The 17,738-nt window shown below is 44.8% G+C and carries 18 protein-coding genes; 1 reads left to right on the forward strand and 17 read right to left on the reverse strand.

What is annotated here, in order from left to right:
* Nucleotides 1-10: 10 nt before the first annotated feature.
* The 17 genes from hisS to trmJ form a co-directional block, all read right to left on the reverse strand.
* A complete protein-coding gene (gene hisS, locus AVL57_RS13415) occupies nt 11-1,291 on the reverse strand; it encodes a histidine--tRNA ligase (RefSeq protein ID WP_082604871.1) in 1,281 nt (426 codons plus the stop codon).
* Between the two features lie 77 nt (nt 1,292-1,368).
* Nucleotides 1,369-2,487, reverse strand: coding sequence for a flavodoxin-dependent (E)-4-hydroxy-3-methylbut-2-enyl-diphosphate synthase (gene ispG, locus AVL57_RS13420; RefSeq protein WP_057790593.1), 1,119 nt, complete (start codon nt 2,485-2,487; stop codon nt 1,369-1,371).
* A gap of 8 nt (nt 2,488-2,495) precedes the next feature.
* The gene (locus tag AVL57_RS13425) at nt 2,496-3,512 is read right to left on the reverse strand and encodes a RodZ domain-containing protein (protein WP_057790591.1); all 1,017 of its coding nucleotides are present in this window, start codon (nt 3,510-3,512) and stop codon (nt 2,496-2,498) included.
* An 8-nt stretch (nt 3,513-3,520) separates the two neighbouring features.
* Nucleotides 3,521-4,555 (reverse strand): type IV pilus biogenesis/stability protein PilW, encoded by a 1,035-nt coding sequence (gene pilW / locus AVL57_RS13430; protein WP_057790590.1) that lies wholly within the window; start codon nt 4,553-4,555, stop codon nt 3,521-3,523.
* Between the two features lie 24 nt (nt 4,556-4,579).
* Complete coding sequence (gene rlmN, locus AVL57_RS13435; RefSeq protein ID WP_013783283.1) at nt 4,580-5,698, reverse strand: dual-specificity RNA methyltransferase RlmN; 1,119 nt, start codon at nt 5,696-5,698, stop codon at nt 4,580-4,582.
* Nucleotides 5,699-6,178: 480 nt separating this feature from the next.
* Complete coding sequence (ndk, locus tag AVL57_RS13440; RefSeq protein ID WP_013783282.1) at nt 6,179-6,610, reverse strand: nucleoside-diphosphate kinase; 432 nt, start codon at nt 6,608-6,610, stop codon at nt 6,179-6,181.
* A 211-nt stretch (nt 6,611-6,821) separates the two neighbouring features.
* Nucleotides 6,822-7,232 carry a SufE family protein gene (locus tag AVL57_RS13445; protein ID WP_057790588.1) on the reverse strand — a complete coding sequence of 137 codons (411 nt, stop codon included), beginning with the start codon at nt 7,230-7,232 and terminating at the stop codon, nt 6,822-6,824.
* 16 nt (nt 7,233-7,248) lie between these two features.
* A complete protein-coding gene (gene sufT, locus AVL57_RS13450) occupies nt 7,249-7,782 on the reverse strand; it encodes a putative Fe-S cluster assembly protein SufT (protein ID WP_057790586.1) in 534 nt (177 codons plus the stop codon).
* Between the two features lie 23 nt (nt 7,783-7,805).
* The gene (locus AVL57_RS13455) at nt 7,806-8,162 is read right to left on the reverse strand and encodes a HesB/IscA family protein (protein WP_057790584.1); all 357 of its coding nucleotides are present in this window, start codon (nt 8,160-8,162) and stop codon (nt 7,806-7,808) included.
* Between the two features lie 9 nt (nt 8,163-8,171).
* Nucleotides 8,172-9,389 (reverse strand): aminotransferase class V-fold PLP-dependent enzyme, encoded by a 1,218-nt coding sequence (locus AVL57_RS13460; RefSeq protein ID WP_057790583.1) that lies wholly within the window; start codon nt 9,387-9,389, stop codon nt 8,172-8,174.
* Entirely contained in the window at nt 9,386-10,642 is a 1,257-nt protein-coding gene (sufD, locus tag AVL57_RS13465; RefSeq protein ID WP_057790581.1) for a Fe-S cluster assembly protein SufD, read from the reverse strand. The genes AVL57_RS13460 and sufD overlap by 4 nt, the downstream gene beginning before the upstream one ends.
* Nucleotides 10,639-11,400, reverse strand: coding sequence for a Fe-S cluster assembly ATPase SufC (gene sufC, locus AVL57_RS13470; protein ID WP_057790579.1), 762 nt, complete (start codon nt 11,398-11,400; stop codon nt 10,639-10,641). The genes sufD and sufC overlap by 4 nt, the downstream gene beginning before the upstream one ends.
* A 3-nt stretch (nt 11,401-11,403) precedes the next feature.
* Nucleotides 11,404-12,840 (reverse strand): Fe-S cluster assembly protein SufB, encoded by a 1,437-nt coding sequence (gene sufB / locus AVL57_RS13475; RefSeq protein ID WP_057790577.1) that lies wholly within the window; start codon nt 12,838-12,840, stop codon nt 11,404-11,406.
* A 285-nt stretch (nt 12,841-13,125) separates the two neighbouring features.
* Nucleotides 13,126-14,304: an IscS subfamily cysteine desulfurase gene (locus AVL57_RS13480; RefSeq protein ID WP_057790575.1), complete on the reverse strand. Its 1,179-nt coding sequence runs from the start codon at nt 14,302-14,304 to the stop codon at nt 13,126-13,128.
* Nucleotides 14,305-14,333: 29 nt separating this feature from the next.
* Nucleotides 14,334-14,819 carry a Fe-S cluster assembly transcriptional regulator IscR gene (iscR, locus tag AVL57_RS13485; protein WP_057790573.1) on the reverse strand — a complete coding sequence of 162 codons (486 nt, stop codon included), beginning with the start codon at nt 14,817-14,819 and terminating at the stop codon, nt 14,334-14,336.
* A gap of 187 nt (nt 14,820-15,006) precedes the next feature.
* Nucleotides 15,007-15,831, reverse strand: coding sequence for a serine O-acetyltransferase (cysE, locus tag AVL57_RS13490; protein WP_057790571.1), 825 nt, complete (start codon nt 15,829-15,831; stop codon nt 15,007-15,009).
* An 11-nt stretch (nt 15,832-15,842) separates the two neighbouring features.
* Nucleotides 15,843-16,598 carry a tRNA (cytosine(32)/uridine(32)-2'-O)-methyltransferase TrmJ gene (gene trmJ, locus AVL57_RS13495; RefSeq protein WP_057790570.1) on the reverse strand — a complete coding sequence of 252 codons (756 nt, stop codon included), beginning with the start codon at nt 16,596-16,598 and terminating at the stop codon, nt 15,843-15,845.
* A gap of 276 nt (nt 16,599-16,874) precedes the next feature.
* Between trmJ and suhB the strand changes: the two genes are divergently transcribed.
* A complete protein-coding gene (gene suhB, locus AVL57_RS13500) occupies nt 16,875-17,651 on the forward strand; it encodes an inositol-1-monophosphatase (protein WP_057790568.1) in 777 nt (258 codons plus the stop codon).
* Nucleotides 17,652-17,738 lie beyond the last annotated feature (87 nt).

Here is a 17,738-nt window from a genome sequence, read left to right on the forward strand (position 1 = left end):
TTTCCTCTTATTATGCGTTCAGCAGGTCGGCAATCGTGCTCGACAACGCATCAAAAGCGATTGTCTGTTGCTCTTGACCATCACGTAACGGCTTTACTGCCACTTCACGCGATTGCATTTCTTGTGACCCCAACAACAAGGCAAAACTTGCCCCTGTTTTGTCAGCGCGTTTTAATTGTTTTTTAAAGTTTCCGCCGCCACAGTGCATCATAACCCGCACATTCGGCAATGTATCACGAAGATGTTCTGAAACTTCTAAGGCATAAGCCTGAGCATCATCACCCATCGCGGTAACATACACATCAGCACTACTAGAATCTAGTGCATCTTCACTTAACGTAGTGAGTAAAAGTACTAAACGTTCCATACCCATGGCAAAACCTACAGCTGGCGTTGCTTTTCCGCCTAGCTGTTCTACCAATCCATCGTACCGGCCGCCCGCACAAACTGTTCCTTGTGAACCTAAGCTTTCGGTTACCCACTCAAAAACAGTGCGATTATAATAATCAAGCCCGCGCACTAAGCGAGGGTTAATTTCAAAGGCAATACCTGCCTGTGTTAATCGTTCGCATAAATTATCAAAATGGGTTTTCGATTCTTCATCTAAATGATCTAGCAAAGATGGTGCATCAGCAATAGCCGCTTGCACATTGGGGTTCTTGCTATCAAGAACGCGAAGTGGGTTTGACTCTAACCGGCGAAGTGATTCTTCATCTAGCTTATCTGCGCGTTCTTTCAAATAATCAATTAAGGTTTCACGATAGGCCTGACGGGCTTCGTTTGAACCTAAAGAGTTAATTTGCAACGTAACGTGCTTTTCAATACCAAACGCTTTCCATAGTCGAGCGCTTAATAAAATCACTTCCAAATCGATATCTGGGCCATCAAGGCCGTAGGTTTCAACACCGAACTGGTGGAACTGGCGATAACGCCCTTTTTGCGGACGTTCATGGCGGAACATTGGCCCCATGTACCACAAGCGCTGCTGTTGGTTGTACAACAATCCATGCTCATTGCCAGCACGCACCGTGCTGGCAGTACCTTCAGGGCGAAGGGTTAAACTGTCACCGTTTCTGTCTTCAAAGGTATACATTTCCTTTTCGACAATGTCGGTCACTTCGCCAATAGAGCGCTTGAACAAGTCAGTGCTCTCTACAATGGGCGTGCGAATTTCTTGATAGCCATAACTGGCCACCACTTGACGGAGTACAGATTCTACTTTCTGCCATGTACCGGATACTTCCGGCAGGCAATCATTCATTCCGCGAATTGCCTGAATAGTTTTAGCCACGTGAAATTCTCATACTGCTAAATAGTGAAAAGCCCCGCATTATAGGGGCTTTGAAGATAAACAACAATCGTACAGGCTTAGTCTTTCACCGATACCTGTATTTTGTTGGCTTCGCTCATACGGGTTGCTTTGGCACGAATTCTTGTCTCAAGCTTATCGATAAGGTCATCGTTGGCTAATCGTTCTTTCACGCGTTTACCATCTTCGTATAACCCGCTCATGTTTCTGGCGCCCGTCAAGCCTAAGTCTGATACTTCAGCTTCACCTGGACCATTTACAACACAGCCGATAATAGACACGTCCATAGGCGTTAGAATATCTTCAAGACGTTGTTCTAACGCGTTGACCGTACCGATTACGTCGAACTCTTGTCTTGAACAGCTTGGGCATGCGATAAAGTTAATGCCACGTGAGCGAATTCGAAGCGACTTTAAAATGTCAAAACCCACTTTGATTTCTTCAACCGGATCGGCAGCCAGTGAAATACGAATAGTATCGCCGATACCCTCTGCCAGCAGCATACCTAAACCAACAGAGCTTTTTACTGCGCCTGCACGTTGACCGCCAGCTTCAGTAATACCTAAATGAAGTGGCTGATCGATTTGCTCTGCTAATAGTCGATAAGCACCTACCGCCAGAAATACATCAGAGGCTTTAACACTCACTTTAAACTGGTCGAAGTTAAGCTTATCGAGTATGTCTACATGTCGCATGGCCGACTCAACCAAAGCTTCAGGTGTAGGCTCTCCGTATTTTTCTTGTAAGTCTTTTTCGAGAGAGCCACCATTTACGCCAATGCGAATAGGGATGTTCTTGTCTTTGGCACAATCAACAACAGAACGTACACGCTCCATATTGCCGATATTACCTGGGTTAATTCGCAAACAATCAACACCGTACTCGGCCACTTTAAGTGCTATACGGTAGTCGAAATGAATATCAGCGACCAAAGGCGTGCTAACTTGCTTACGAATTTCTTTGAATGCTTCAGCGGCGTCCATGGTAGGCACGGACACGCGAACAATCTCGCCACCCACGGCGACAATACGATTAATTTGATCAACCGTCGCAGCCACATCAGTGGTACGAGTATTCGTCATAGATTGAACGGCAATGGGCGCGCCATCGCCAATAGGAATATTACCTACATTAATACGCGTGGACTTTCTGCGTTTGATAGGACTTTCTGCAAACATCTAATTACCTACATAGGAAGCGAGAATCGCGCAATCTGGCCATTTTGAAAGGCCGTGATATCCACGGGGTCGCCATTAACTGATATACGTACATTATCCGGTTTGCCGAGTGTAACTGCAACAGGAGGCACACCTTGAATTTCCATTACGCGGCCAGATTGCTTAACACCGTAAGCAATTGCCTCACCGGTTGCGTCTTTTATGTTCACCCAACAATCATCATCAAAGGTAAATGTCATCGATATAGGCACCGCCCCGCTTTGACTGCCTGAGGTTGATGAGTTGCTTGCAACTTGACTACCAAAGCGGATGTCGCCGGAATCTGAGTCGCTCACTAATGCTGTCAGGTTATTACTTTGGTTAATACCTGCAGATGGTGGCAAGCTTTCATCGTCTGCATTACTGCTATTGCCGCTACTGTTGAAATTGCCATCGCCAGATTGAGGAAGCGTGGGACTTTCCGTTTCAGTACTCGAATCAGGAATTGTGCTGTTTAACACACCCGAATTGGTACGAATAGTTGCTTCAGGAATGGAGGTGTTTGCCGCTTCCTCTTTAATTTTGTCAAGATTAGGCGCTTCAACGATAGCTTCATCACTAGGTTGTTGAACCCACCACGCTACAATGCCACCGATTATCAGCAACAAAATAATATAGGTAACCATCATCCAGCGATCATCGTGTGTCTGTTTAGCGACACGACGAGAAAAACTCTGGAGTTTAGCTGGAGGTTCTACACTTGTATGATATTGCTCAAAGGCAGCAACAACCTGTTCGGCATTTAGCCCTAGTTGTTTCGCGTAGTTTCTTACATAGCCCTTGGTGAAAGTAATAGATGTGGTTTTATCCACAGCATCTTCTTCTAAGGCGTTGATTTGCGAGACTTTCAAGAAAAGCTTATCAGCAATTTGTTGCTGAGTTAGCCCTAGCGATTCCCGTCGCTCTCGAAGCATTTTACCTGGGCTTGGCACGGTAGATTCTTGTGCGAAACCTGCTTCTTCAGTCGTTTGTTGTTCTGACACCATTCGACTTCCTATTCCCCTTGCATGTTGTGTGGTACTAACCAAAGCTTCATACCGGCAAAAATCGAGCCAGCATTCTCAATGTTGTTCCACTCCTTCAGCGAGGTAATTTTAATGTTATGCTTTAGAGAAATACGATAAAGGTTTTCGTTCGCCTTTACTATGTGGAATTGCGCTTGCTGGGAAGACAACCCCGTTTTTGTTTCTGTTTCTGTTTCTGCCTGTACTGAGTTAGATACTTTATCAGCATTAGTATCTTCCCCTTTTACTTTTCGTTCAACCTGTGGAGTATGCTGCGCAAGAATATTCTTATAGTCAGCTGTATACGGACTGTCTGGAAATAAGGTTGATAATTTATACCCTACTTCTTTTGCCCCTTCCCAGTCGTTTGTTCCTTGGTGTATTTCAAAAGACAGCCATAATGAATCAGGAGAAGGTTTAGCGACGCGTTGATACTTGTCTAACGTGTACTTAGCTGATGTCCACTGCTCGGTGGCAACATAAAGCTCTGTCAGTAAGTATAAACTTTTAGCACGTAGGGGCTGGTGTTTGAGAGCATTTTGAAAATAGGTAATAGCATCTTCAGTATTGCCTTGGCTTTGTGCACATAGGGCCAAGTTTTCATAAGTTTCTGCGGAATTAGCATATTGTTGATTACTAACGGCCTTAAGGAAGTACTCCTTAGCGCCGTCGTAATCACCGTCTTGGCACTTGAACGCACCATAACTGTTTGCGATATCGCCGTTGTTTGGTGCTAACGACATTGCCGTTTGATAGAGCTCATCGGCTCGATTCACTTCCCCTACCAGTTGGTAATAGTACGCAATAGCGTAATTGACTTCAGCTGAACGTGGGTCGTACTCTAGCGCTTGGTCTAGATTAACTTTAGCTTGTTTATAATTATTGTTTTTAAGGTAGGTTAACCCTAAAGACATACGAGTTTTAGCAGCTTCCTGGCGGTCAAAGTTACTATTGTAACTTCCAGGTTGCGAGTTGCTTACGCACCCCGCTAAAAAGACTACAGCTGCTATCAATCCTATTCGCATGTTATTACCCTAATATCTTAATGATTATTGGGCCATTTTTACCGAAATCGCTTCGCCCTTCACCTGTTTTTTTAACAATCGTTTAGTTCTGTCTACTACATCACCCACTAATTGCCCACAAGCAGCATCGATATCGTCGCCTCGTGTTTTACGTACAACGGTGGTAAACCCATAATCCATAAGCACTTTTGAGAATCTATCTATACGAGAATTGCTTGAACAAAGGTACGGTGAACCCGGATAAGGGTTAAACGGAATTAAGTTTATTTTACACGGTGTATCTTTCAATACTTTCGCTAATTCATGGGCTTGGTCAGTACTGTCGTTAATGTGCGAGAGCATAACGTATTCAACCGTCACTCGACCTTGGTTAGCTTTCGACTTTTCAAGATAACGACGTACGCCAGCCAAAAAGGCTTCAATGTTGTATTTTTTATTCACCGGTACAATTTCATTACGCAGCTCGTCGTTTGGCGCATGCAATGAAATCGCTAAGGCCACATCGATTTGGTCACCAAGCATATCAAGTGCAGGTACAACACCCGAGGTACTTAATGTCACGCGGCGCTTAGATAAGCCAAACCCGAAGTCATCTAACATGATGTTCATGGCAGGCACCACGTTTTTAAGGTTAAGCAAAGGCTCACCCATACCCATCATCACTACGTTAGTGATAGGTCGTTTGCTGGTATCTTTTGATAAACCAAGGAAGGTAGCGACACGCCATACTTGACCAATAATTTCACTGACGCTCAAATTACGGTTAAAGCCTTGTTGAGCAGTAGAACAGAATGTACATTCAAGGGCACAGCCTACTTGTGACGATACACAAAGCGTTGCACGGTCGGCTTCTGGGATCCATACCGTTTCCACTTCCTGACCACCTTCAAGGGCTAACGCGAACTTAATTGTGCCATCGCTGGCTTCTTGGAAATAGGCAATCTCTGGCGCTTTCACTTCACAGTGTTCTATCAACATCGCGCGCAGGTTTTTATTCAGGTTGCTCATTTTCTCAAAATCGCTTTCACCCTGCTGATAAATCCACTTCATTACCTGATCGGCACGAAATGGTTTTTCTCCTTTTTCTTTGAAGAAATTACGCAAGCCTTCGCGATTAAGATTTAACAAATTTGTCTTTGCCATAAAATGATGACCCTTTTACCTATTCAAGGCTATTGCCTTGTACTGCTAATATGATGACGCGAACGGACATTTGGAGGTTCGAATCCATGTTGCTCTAAATCTACTTGCGTTATTAAGGTGAAGCCTCGGGAGCCTTTATCAGGTGCCCCTAAATAATGGATTACACTTAAAAAGTAAGTAGTGAAAAGCCGTTCACTTGTAGGACGTAAGCAGAAGATATGCTGCTAAGAAAAACGTTACGCCCAAAACGGTCAAAAGTCATAGACCAAAGCCGTTCAAAATTTGCGCGGATTTTACCATACTTGTTCAACTAGAAAAAGCGTAACCCACAGACTAAATACAGGGTGTAACAAGCTATATTGTTGCTGTTACTTGACGAAGTGAACCAATGCCAGACGCCAGACAATAAAGCGAAAAAACAGACTTACAGAAACAAAAAACGAGGCCGAAGCCTCGTTTTTTAGATTCGGTCGTTTGCGATTAACGCGTACGAGGACAAATCTCTTCTTCAGAGAAGAAGTAAGCAATTTCACGTGCAGCTGATTCTGGTGCATCAGAACCGTGACATGCGTTTTCATCAATTGAAGCAGCGTAGTCAGAACGAAGTGTTCCAGCAGCAGCATCAGCTGGGTTAGTTGCACCCATGATTTCACGGTTTTTAACAACAGCGTTTTCGCCTTCAAGAACCTGAACCATAACTGGGCCAGATGTCATGAAATCAACTAGAGCGCCGAAAAAAGGACGTTCTTTATGTTCTGCGTAAAAACCTTCAGCTTGTTCTTTGCTCATGTGGATCATCTTAGATGCCACGATGCGAAGACCTGCAGATTCGAAACGGTTGTAAATTGCACCGATAACGTTTTTAGCTACCGCATCAGGCTTGATAATCGAAAAAGTACGCTCTAGAGCCATTGTTCTCTCCAAACAAATTAAGTCTTATGTATTTTTGGCCGCGAATTATAGGCAATTATTAACGGCTTGACCAGCGGCGATTTCAACACCCCATGGCGTTCTACTACACGTGATAACGATGACACTATTATGACAGCGATTACCGCGACTTAGGCAAGGGACAGTTGTAGCACTTAATTTAGGCTAACGCTCCACACCAATTTAAATATAACTAACTGTTTTCTTTCGCAAGATGCTGAATTTTTGCCACTATTGCACGAAGACCATTACCGCGAGTAGGCGTAATATGGCGTTCTAAATCTAATGCTTCGAAATAGCCATCAATATCAAATTCAAGAATGTCTTTCGGCGATTTATTATTGTAAGCCGCCAAAACTAACGCTAATAAGCCTTGAACAATCACTGCGTCACTGTCTACTTCGAAGGTAATTTGGTTATTGTTGTACGACTCAACCAGCCACACACTGCTTTGGCAACCTTTTACAAGTCTGTCTGGCGTGCGCTTGTCTTCTGCCAAGCCTGGTACAGATTTACCTAAATCGATAATATATTGATAGCGCTGTTCCCAATCATCGAAAAACGCTAAATCATCAATAATTTCTTCAGTAGAGGGTAATGCCATGGATATTCCTGTGTTATTAAAAGAAAAGGCCAGCTTCTAGCTGCGCTTCTTCACTCATCATTTCTCGTGACCACGCAGGGTCGAAGACTAACTCTACATTCACAGCGGTAACGAAAGGAACCAATGCTACACGATATTCAACATCGCCCACCAATACCGGGCCCATGCCGCAGCCTGGCGCAGTTAAGGTCATATCTATATCAACTTCACCGTTATCTTGATTAACGCTAACCTTATAGATAAGCCCCAGCGACACCAAGTTAATGGGTATTTCAGGGTCGAAGATAGTTTCAAGCGCATCCCAGACTTGCTGCTCACTGACTTTGCCATCTTCAAGCTCAGAAAAATTAAGCACTTGGGCTTTGCGGCCGATTGCATCGGCATCGGTGCCGTCAATACGGTACATATTGCCACGCCACGTAACGGTGTAGTTTCCACCTAAATCTTGCGTGATCGTAACAAACTCACCTTCTGGTATGGTTGCAGGGTTTCCTGCAGGAACAAGACGTGCTTTACACTCTCGTTCTGTCACCACCATCTTCTGCTTCATGCTATAACTTCTTAATATTGCAGTTAGCCAACGTTGAAGCTTTCGCCACAACCACACTCATCAACCACATTCGGGTTGTTGTACTTAATAATGCCGTTCACGCCTTCAGTCACGTAGTCGATTTCTGTACTACGTACTAGGTCGGCAGCATCTTCTGAAACCGCAACACGAAGGGTTGGCGAAATTTCTACAATTTCGTCACTGTCTTTCGCGCTATCAGCAAAATCAAGTTCGTATGCATAACCGGTACAGCCGCTTACACGAGTAGACAAGCGGATTAACTGACCCGGTTTATCTTTGAGCTTGCTTTCAAAGTGCTTAATGGCGCTGTCGCTCAAGGTAATAAGCTTTGTGCTAGGAACAAATGTTTCAACACTCATAGTGCCTCCTTAGGCCAACATCATTTTCGCTTTTTTAAGTGCAGCAAATAAGCTGTCCACTTCTTCAAGCGTGTTGTAAATTGAGAACGATGCACGCGCAGTGCCTGGAATACCAAAGCGCTTCATCAGCGGCTGAGCACAGTTATCGCCTGTTCTTATTGCTACGCCTTGTCTGTCAAGAATAAACCCAACATCGGCAGGGTGCGCGCCGTCTAATAAAAAGCTTAATACACCGACTTTGTTAGGCGCTGTGCCAATTAAACGCATGCCGTCAAGAGCAAGTGCTTGTTCAGTGGCGTAGCGTAATAAAGCTTGTTCATGGTTATGTAATGCGGCCATATCAAGGTTTTTAAACCAATCAACTGCTGCACCTAAACCAATAGCGCCTGCAATATTAGGCGTGCCTGCCTCTAAGCGGTTTGGCAATTCGCCCCAGGTGGCTTCATGATAAGTGACGTCTTTTATCATTTCGCCGCCAGTTTGCCATACAGGCCAGTCTTCTAGCACCGACTTACGGCCCCACAAAACACCTATACCTGTGGGTCCGAACAACTTGTGTCCAGAGAAGACGTAAAAATCACAACCAATCTCTTGCACGTCAACGCCGCCATGGGCAATGCCCTGCGCGCCGTCAACTAATACCCATGCACCTACTGCTTTCGCTTTTTCAGTTAGCAATTTAATGGGGTTTACTGTACCTAATGCATTAGATACATGCGGAAACGCCACCATTTTAGTGTTGGGTGTTAGCAGTCTATCGAATGCATCGATATCGAGCTCACCGTTGTCGAATATCGGCACAATATTTAGTGTTGCGCCTGAACGTCGACACGCTTGTTGCCACGTGACCAAGTTTGCATGGTGCTCTAATTCTGTCACCATGACTTGGTCGCCTTCGCGAAGCAGTTGCCCTACCCCGTTAGCCACAATATTAATGGCTTCAGTGGTACCGCTAGTCCAAATCACTTCTTCACGCGCACTGGCGTTAATGAAACCAGCTACGCTGGTGCGCGCGTTTTCATAACGACGGGTTGCTTCATCAGACAAATGATGGGCGCCTCGGTGCACGTTGGCATTGGTATTCGTGTAGAAATCGACAATGGCATCAATTACCGCTTGTGGCTTTTGCGTTGAAGCCGCATTGTCGAGGTAAACCAGAGGCTTACCGTCTACCGTCTTAGCAAGGATTGGAAACTGGGCGCGAAGCGCAGCAACGTCTAAGCTCATTTAACCTCCATGTGTGCAAAGCGCTCGCTTAGCACAGGAAGTAACCAATCACGAATAGCCGCATTTGGCATATCGTTAATCAGCTCTTGAATGAAACCAAAGTTCAGCATCACCAAAGCTTTGCTGCGCGGTACGCCGCGAGTCAGCATATAATAAAGCGCTTCACCTTCAATTTCTGCCACTGTTGCACCATGAGCACAGCGCACGTCGTCGGCATAAATTTCTAGTTCAGGTTTTGTGTTGATAACACCACGACGAGACAACAACAAGTTACGGTTGTTAAGCTCTGCCAAGGTTTTCTGTGCATCACGGTGAATGTGAATACGACCATTGAATACCGCACGAGCTTTATCACCCACAATACCGCGAGCGTTTTCTTCCGTGGTGCCGTTAGGCATAGCGTGCTCAATGGTTGAATGTAAGTCGAACAACTCACCTTCCGCCAATAAATAAATCGCGTTCATTTTGGCGTTCGCAAATTCACCTGCATGATGCATATCCACATCTAAGCGCGACAACTCACTGCCATAGCCCACTAGGGTGCTATTTAGCGTTGAGCGGTTATGCAACATAAAGTGGCTACCACCTAGTTGCTTAGCACTGCCAGTAAACATAGCAAAGCGGTAATGCTCTAAGTGCGCATCATCGGCAATATCGTATTCAGCGAATGCTGTTGTAAGGCTATCGGTATCACCTGAACCTTGTTCAATGATAACTGCGCTTGATGCGTTACCTAGCTTAACCAATACGCGAGTATGGGCATCCACGTTTTTAGTCGCTAAATTCACTATGCGAATAGGCTTGGTAACTTTTGCGCCGTCTACTACATTAATGAAAACACCGTGCTGGCAAAGTGCATCGTTAACACGGCCAAATAAATGGCGCGTTGGCTTCACTTGACCAAACACACTAGCAATAGCTGCTTGCGTGCTTGCATCGTCAACGTTAAGCGATGTAATTGTCATGCCTTCTGGCACGTCAAGCGTGTTAATTTGCGTTACTAACACACCATCAACAAATACGATATCAAGTGCGTTTAGGTTATCGATGTTTGGTACAGGTACGCTGTCAGCTTGGGTGGCAATCGCAACGTTACGCTTTTCAACGGGCGTAAGTGGCGTATTGATCCAGCTTTCGTTTCGGCGTTTTGGCCAACCATCGTTTTTTAACTGTGTTAAGGCCTGCTGACGCACGGGCGCCAGATAATCATCTAGCGCTGCCCCATCAATGACCTGTTCTAGCCATTGACTCATGCTTCAGCCTCCTCGTATGCTTTACCTAAGAAAGCATAACCACTTTTCTCTACTTCTAGCGCCAGTGATGCATCACCACTTTTCACAATTTTACCGTCGGCAAGAATGTGTACAAAGTCAGGTTTGATGTAATCAAGCAAACGCTGGTAGTGAGTCACTACAATAAAGCTACGCTCACCGTCACGTTGGCTGTTAACACCATCGGCAACCACTTGAAGTGCATCAACGTCTAGACCTGAGTCAGACTCATCTAGAATACAAAGCTTTGGCTCTAACAAAATCATTTGCATGATTTCGTTACGCTTTTTCTCACCACCAGAGAAGCCTTCGTTAACACCACGCTTTAAGAAATCTAGCGGCAATTGAACTTGCTTACAGGCTTCTTTCGCTTTCTTTAAAAACTCTGCTGCAGTAAGAGGCTCTTTGCCGCGCTGTTCACGCATAGCATTTACAGACTCTTTCATGAATTCCATGTTGCTAACGCCTGGAATTTCTACTGGATATTGAAACGCTAAGAACAAACCTTCGCGGGCACGTTCTTCAACTTCTAAATCAAGTAAATCTTTACCGTTCAGTGTTACATCGCCTTCGCTCACTTCGTAGCCATCACGGCCAGAAAGTACGTAACCAAGGGTACTCTTACCGGCACCGTTAGGGCCCATGATAGCGTGTACTTCACCTGGCTTAACTTCTAGGCTAAGCCCTTTAATGATGTTTTTCTCTTCTACGCTGGCATGTAAATTCTTGATACTAAGCATTGATTACCCCACTGAACCTTCAAGACTAATTTCGAGCAGCTTGCCGGCTTCTACGGCGAATTCCATCGGCAGCTCTTTGAATACTTCTTTACAGAAACCGTTAACAATCATAGATACGGCTTTTTCTGTGTCTAAACCACGTTGTTTACACAAGAACAACTGCTCGTCGCTTACTTTCGACGTTGTTGCTTCATGCTCAACAATGGCACTTGGATTTCTACTTTCTATATACGGGAACGTGTGTGCGCCACATTTATCGCCAATTAGTAGCGAGTCACATTCTGTGAAATTACGTGCGCCATCGGCACGTGGGCCCATTTGCACTAAACCACGATAAGCGTTGTTACTGTTACCCGCTGAAATACCTTTAGAGATAATGGTAGAGCGTGTGTTCTTACCAAGGTGAATCATTTTAGTACCCGTGTCGGCTTGCTGCCTACCGCGGGTTAACGCTACTGAGTAAAACTCACCTACGCTGTTATCACCTTTAAGCACACAGCTTGGGTATTTCCAGGTTACTGCTGAACCCGTTTCAACTTGGGTCCACGAGATTTTTGCGTTCTTATGACAAATACCACGCTTGGTCACAAAGTTGTAAATACCGCCTTTACCGTTTTCATCACCTGGGTACCAGTTTTGTACGGTTGAGTACTTAATAGTAGCGTCATCCATAGCAACCAATTCAACCACGGCAGCGTGCAATTGATTTTCATCACGCTGAGGTGCAGTACAGCCTTCTAAGTAGCTTACGTAGCTGCCTTCTTCAGCAACAATTAAAGTACGTTCAAACTGACCTGTGTTCATTTCGTTTATACGGAAATATGTAGAAAGCTCCATAGGGCAACGTGTGCCTTTTGGAATATAAACGAATGATCCATCGGTAAATACGGCACTGTTTAATGCGGCAAAGTAGTTATCGGTGCGCGGTACTACCGAGCCGATGTACTTTTTCACTAAATCTGGGTATTTCACAAGTGCTTCTGAAATGGGGCAAAAGATAACGCCCGCTTCTTCTAACTTGCTGCGAAAAGTGGTTACCACCGATACTGAGTCGAATACCGCGTCTACTGCAACGCCCGCTAGCATTTCTTGTTCGTGCAACGGAATACCTAGCTTTTCGTAGGTACGCAGCAGTTCAGGGTCAACTTCGTCAAGTGACTGAGGCTTGTCTTTCATACTCTTTGGTGCCGAGTAATAAGAAATGGCTTGATAGTCAATTTTAGGATAATCGACATGAGCCCAATCAGGCTCTTCCATTTCAAGCCACGAATGATACGCCTTTAAGCGCCATTCTAGCATCCACTCTGGCTCGTCTTTCATTGCTGAAATACGGCGAATTACTGACTCGTCGAGGCCACTTTCAAAAGTCTCAGATTCGATCTCTGAATAAAATCCAGCATCGTACTTTCTTTCTAACGCCTGTTCGATCTGTTCACTCATGTTGGGATCTCACTTGTTTGCCTGCGTTTGCTGCCTTCACTACTGGCCTCTCGGTCTTGCCAGTAAGTCACGTCGCCGTTTTGGCTATTTATCTATTTGCCAAAACGTATTTGCGATATTCCTATCGAATATCTAGACAGCCTAAAATTTTGGAGCCGTATTATATAATACCTGAGTATTTCACTCAAATATTCAACAGCCTTGTTAAATAAAAATTAAATATCGTGCTTTTGGACAGTTAAAATACCCGTCAGTGAAGCTTGACTAAGCGGGTACAACATCGCCTTAACGACTTGCAGCCAGCACTGTTGCTTCCCGTAACCGGGTTACCACGTCGATAACTTTGCTAATGACGTAGGTAATATCGTCTAATGTGGTGAACCTACCAATACTAAAACGTATGCCAGCGTGAGCAAGTTCACTACTTCTACCAATGGCGCGTAATACGTATGAAGGTTCTAAGCTTGCCGATGTGCAGGCAGAGCCAGAAGATACCGCAATATCGTTCATCGCCATCATCATGCTTTCCCCATCAACACCACCAAAACTCACATTTAAAATGTTCGCTATACGTTGAGTTTCATGGCCATTAAGGTGAACATCATCTAGCTGGCTTAGCCCTTCCCATAATGCTGTTTTCAACTCACTAATGTGAGCTGAATCCTGTTCTAGCTGCTGATAGGCCAGGTGTATTGCTTCGCCCATGCCCACAATCTGATGGGTTGCTAATGTACCTGAACGCATACCCCGTTCATGCCCGCCCCCATGAATTTGGGCAGCTAAATTAATTTTTGGACGACGGCGAACGTATAACGCCCCCATGCCTTTCGGACCATAAATTTTATGTGCCGAAATAGACAACAGGTCAACTGGTAACGCCTGTAAATCTATGGCGAGTTTACCCACGCTTTGCGCCGCATCTACATGAAACATAATGTTCTTCGCTCGGCACAACTCACCGATACCGTTAATATCTTGAACAACACCTAATTCATTATTCACGTGCATTACTGAGATCAAAATAGTCTCATCAGTTATCGCCGCTTCAAGCTGTGAAACTGAAATAAGGCCAGAAGAATCTACATCAAGATAGGTTACTTCAAAACCTTGTTTCTCTAAATGTTCACAGGTATCAAGTACTGCTTTGTGTTCGGTATTAACGGTAATGATATGTTTGCCGTTATTCGCATAGCCTTCGGCTACACCTTTAATAGCCAAATTGTTTGACTCTGTCGCACCCGAGGTAAAAACAATTTCACGTGGGTCGCAGTTCAGCGCATCACTTATCTGATTGCGGGCGACGTCTACTGCTTCTTCGGCCATCCAACCAAAACGATACGAACGGGAAGCAGGATTACCGAAATTGCCATCTAGAGTAAGGCATTGCACCATTTTCTCTGCAACCCGTGGGTCGACAGGTGTTGTAGCGGCATAATCTAAGTAAATAGGTGTTGAACGAGACATAGCGATTTATACATTCTCTAAAGCTGATGTTATAACTGAAAACTAACTTCGATATCGTTGGCAACATTACGAAGAGACGCGCTTTTATCTTGGCGCCCAGCCACTTCCTGAACATCGCGCTTCGCCATTAATTCACCAAGAGTAATATCGTTTAAAAAGGAGCTTATACGATCGCTCAAATCTTGCCACAAACTATGGGTTAGGCAACGGTCACCACTTTGACAGTCAGCTTGCCCTTGGCAACGGGTAGCATCTACAGATTCGTCTACCGCACGAATAACTTCACCAATTGATATATTGGCTGCATCGCGCCCTAGTAAATAGCCACCACCTGGCCCACGAACACTGTCGACTAATTGATCTTTACGTAATCGAGAGAAAAGCTGTTCTAAATAAGATAGCGAGATAGCTTGGCGTTCAGAGATATCAGCGAGAGGCACAGGACCGCGTGTCGAATGCAATGCTACATCAAGCATTGCCGTTACTGCGTAGCGCCCTTTAGATGTTAATTTCATAGAATCCTCCCGCTATTAAGATAGCAGGAATTTTCACATACCTGACTAAAATGGTCAAGTATAAGACCTAGTAATTTAGTCAAGTATTATTGATTACGCTAATCGTTTTTATCGCTGAACTTTTGCTAAACAATTTAAGTTTGAAAATTAGTAACTTAAATGCCATTAATTTAATAACCATTAATGATTAGATTGTTGGGTCAAATGCCTCTTGGCCAGCTTTAGCTTTACTCTCGTCTGCAAATTCAATACCTGTATCGGCGAAATCTTGCGCAGATATGTTATGCAAGTTATCAGTACAAACGTCACCACCGAGGGATTGAATCACTTTGCACATCTCTTCTACCTTGGTGTCCATCTGATGCATATGCTCTAACATAATCCCCATAGCATTGGCGACAGGATCTGGATTATCGGGCGCAACTGCGTAAGCATCGAACCCGTATTTTTCCGCAATTTTATGGCGATTGGGGTTAATCTGCGCTGCATCACTTTGTTGCTTAGAGATAATAATTCGCCCAGGAATCCCCACTGCTGTGGCGCCTGCAGGTATATCTTTTACTACTACCGAATTAGAACCAACTTTGGCATTTTCACCTATGGTAATAGGACCGAGCACTTTAGCGCCTGCGCCTACTACCGCGCCCTTTTCTAATGTAGGGTGACGTTTCCCCGGCGTCCAACTAGTACCGCCTAATGTTACCCCGTGATACAAAGTAACGTCGTCGCCCACTTCTGCTGTTTCACCAATCACAACGCCCATGCCATGGTCGATAAATACACGGCGGCCTAGGGTCGCCCCGGGGTGAATTTCTATTCCCGTTAGCCACCGATTGAATGTGGATAGACTGCGTGCCAACCATTTCCAGTCGGCTTTCCATAATTTGTGACTGACACGATGCAGCCACACGGCATGCAAACCTGGGTAATTGGTTAACACTTCAAAGGTATTTCGCGCCGCTGGGTCGCGATGAAATACCCCTTGAATGTCGTCTTTAATTCTAGAGAACACGAGTGCCTCGCCTAGTTAGGTGATTCATTTTCGTTGTCAGGCTCTGGCAATGGCGCTTTGACCGATTTATCGATAGACGCCAAGATGCCACGTAATATGTTGAGCTCTTGAGATTCAGGACGAGCGCGATTGAACAAACGACGAAGTTTAGTCATTACCACGCCAGGGTGGCTCTTACGAATGAAAGACGTACCTTCTAATGTTGATTCAAGGTGCGTATAAAAACGTTCTAAATCTTCATTCAGCGGGTACGCTTCTTCAGCCGTAGGTAAAGCTTCTTTGTTTAAGTACGCCATACGAATTTCATAGCATAAGGTTTGTACCGCAGCGGCTAAGTTCAGCGAGCTGTATTCGGGGTTTGCAGGAATACACATATGAAAGTGACATTGTTGTAACTCTTCGTTGCTTAACCCACTATTTTCGCGACCAAATACCAGCGCTACAGGGAAGTTACTTACTTCTTGTACTAGTTTTTCACCGCATTCACGTGGACCTAGCATAGGCCATGAGTGCGTTCTAGAACGGGCCGATGTACCCACAACCAAACCACAATCAGACACGGCTTCTTCTAAGGTGCTAACTATTTTGGCGTTCGCTAAAACGTCCCCCGCCCCAGCAGCCAAAGCACTTGCTTGACCATCAGGCTCATGTACAGGATTAACTAGATAGAGGCTACTCAAGCCCATGGTTTTCATCGCTCGCGCTGTGGAGCCAATGTTGCCAGTGTGTGATGTACTCACCAAAATAATACGGATGTTCTCGAGCATGCTTTTTATTACCTGTAGCCTCGTCAATATTGAACGGAATAGTAGCACAATGGCGGTATAGATGGCTATCTGCTGCCCTACATTGATACCTCAATATTGTCAGCATCACACATGCTTGTGCAGCCCATCCACATTTCATTTGCATCACACCGCCATTCTGGTTAAGATGCGCGCGTTTTGAACACCTTACCTTGTTGGTCACTTGCGTAAAACGCATGTTGGGCTAACCTATGGTCGAGGTCAGTTCTTTGGTCTTTTACAATTGGTGGTTTATCTATGCATCCTATGCTGAATATTGCGGTGCGCGCAGCGCGTGCGGCCGGCACAATTATTGTTCGTGGTTTTGAAAAACACAACGAAGTAGCAACTGAATCAAAAGGTTTGAACGATTACGTCACCCAAGTTGATAAAGAAGCTGAGCAAGCTATTATTGCTAAAATTCAGCAATCATTTCCAAATCACTGCTTTATGGGCGAAGAGTCTGGCGAAACTGCTGGCGCAGATACTGACTTTCAGTGGATTATTGACCCATTAGATGGCACCACCAATTTCATTAAAGGCATTCCTCACTTTGCCGTATCTATTGCATTACTTCACAAAGGTCGTTTAGACCAAGCTGTTGTATTTGATCCTATCCGTAGCGAATTATTCACAGCTAGCCGCGGACAAGGCGCCCAGTTAAATGGTTATCGTATTCGTGCGTCTAAGCCGCGCGATTTAACCGAGACTATTCTAGCCACCGGTATGCCGTTTAAAAACAAAGCTAAGTTTGGCGAGTATGCACTAAGCCTTAATAAAATTTTCCATGAGTGTGGCGACATCCGCCGTGCTGGTAGTGCAGCGTTAGATTTAGCATACGTTGCTGCTGGTCGTCATGATGGCTACTGGGAACGTGGTATTAAAACGTGGGATATCGCAGCTGGAGAACTTATTGTTCGTGAAGCTGGCGGCTTAGTCACCGACTTTAAAGGCGGCAACGATCCACTTTATAGCGGCGAAATCGTGGCAGGTAGTGCCAAAGTAGTTCAAGGCTTAGTTAAGCATTTAAAATAGTCTTTTTAAATAGGGCAATTTGTTGACTGATTGCCTGTAAAAAAGGTTAAATAAAAGCGGTGTTCATACACCGCTTTTTTTGTGCCT

This window comes from Alteromonas stellipolaris, from assembly GCF_001562115.1.
Lineage (GTDB): Bacteria > Pseudomonadota > Gammaproteobacteria > Enterobacterales > Alteromonadaceae > Alteromonas > Alteromonas stellipolaris.

Coding starts and splice junctions, on each gene's coding strand:
- pilW (WP_057790590.1), bottom strand. CDS start 4,555: ATGCGAATAGGATTGATAGCAGCTGTAGTCTTTTTAGCGGGGTGCGTA.
- AVL57_RS13460 (WP_057790583.1), bottom strand. CDS start 9,389: ATGAGCTTAGACGTTGCTGCGCTTCGCGCCCAGTTTCCAATCCTTGCT.
- sufD (WP_057790581.1), bottom strand. CDS start 10,642: ATGAGTCAATGGCTAGAACAGGTCATTGATGGGGCAGCGCTAGATGAT.
- AVL57_RS13455 (WP_057790584.1), bottom strand. CDS start 8,162: ATGAGTGTTGAAACATTTGTTCCTAGCACAAAGCTTATTACCTTGAGC.
- rlmN (WP_013783283.1), bottom strand. CDS start 5,698: ATGGCAAAGACAAATTTGTTAAATCTTAATCGCGAAGGCTTGCGTAAT.
- trmJ (WP_057790570.1), bottom strand. CDS start 16,598: ATGCTCGAGAACATCCGTATTATTTTGGTGAGTACATCACACACTGGC.
- sufT (WP_057790586.1), bottom strand. CDS start 7,782: ATGAAGCAGAAGATGGTGGTGACAGAACGAGAGTGTAAAGCACGTCTT.
- ndk (WP_013783282.1), bottom strand. CDS start 6,610: ATGGCTCTAGAGCGTACTTTTTCGATTATCAAGCCTGATGCGGTAGCT.
- ispG (WP_057790593.1), bottom strand. CDS start 2,487: ATGTTTGCAGAAAGTCCTATCAAACGCAGAAAGTCCACGCGTATTAAT.
- sufC (WP_057790579.1), bottom strand. CDS start 11,400: ATGCTTAGTATCAAGAATTTACATGCCAGCGTAGAAGAGAAAAACATC.
- sufB (WP_057790577.1), bottom strand. CDS start 12,840: ATGAGTGAACAGATCGAACAGGCGTTAGAAAGAAAGTACGATGCTGGA.
- AVL57_RS13480 (WP_057790575.1), bottom strand. CDS start 14,304: ATGTCTCGTTCAACACCTATTTACTTAGATTATGCCGCTACAACACCT.
- AVL57_RS13425 (WP_057790591.1), bottom strand. CDS start 3,512: ATGGTGTCAGAACAACAAACGACTGAAGAAGCAGGTTTCGCACAAGAA.
- iscR (WP_057790573.1), bottom strand. CDS start 14,819: ATGAAATTAACATCTAAAGGGCGCTACGCAGTAACGGCAATGCTTGAT.
- suhB (WP_057790568.1), top strand. CDS start 16,875: ATGCATCCTATGCTGAATATTGCGGTGCGCGCAGCGCGTGCGGCCGGC.
- AVL57_RS13445 (WP_057790588.1), bottom strand. CDS start 7,232: ATGGCATTACCCTCTACTGAAGAAATTATTGATGATTTAGCGTTTTTC.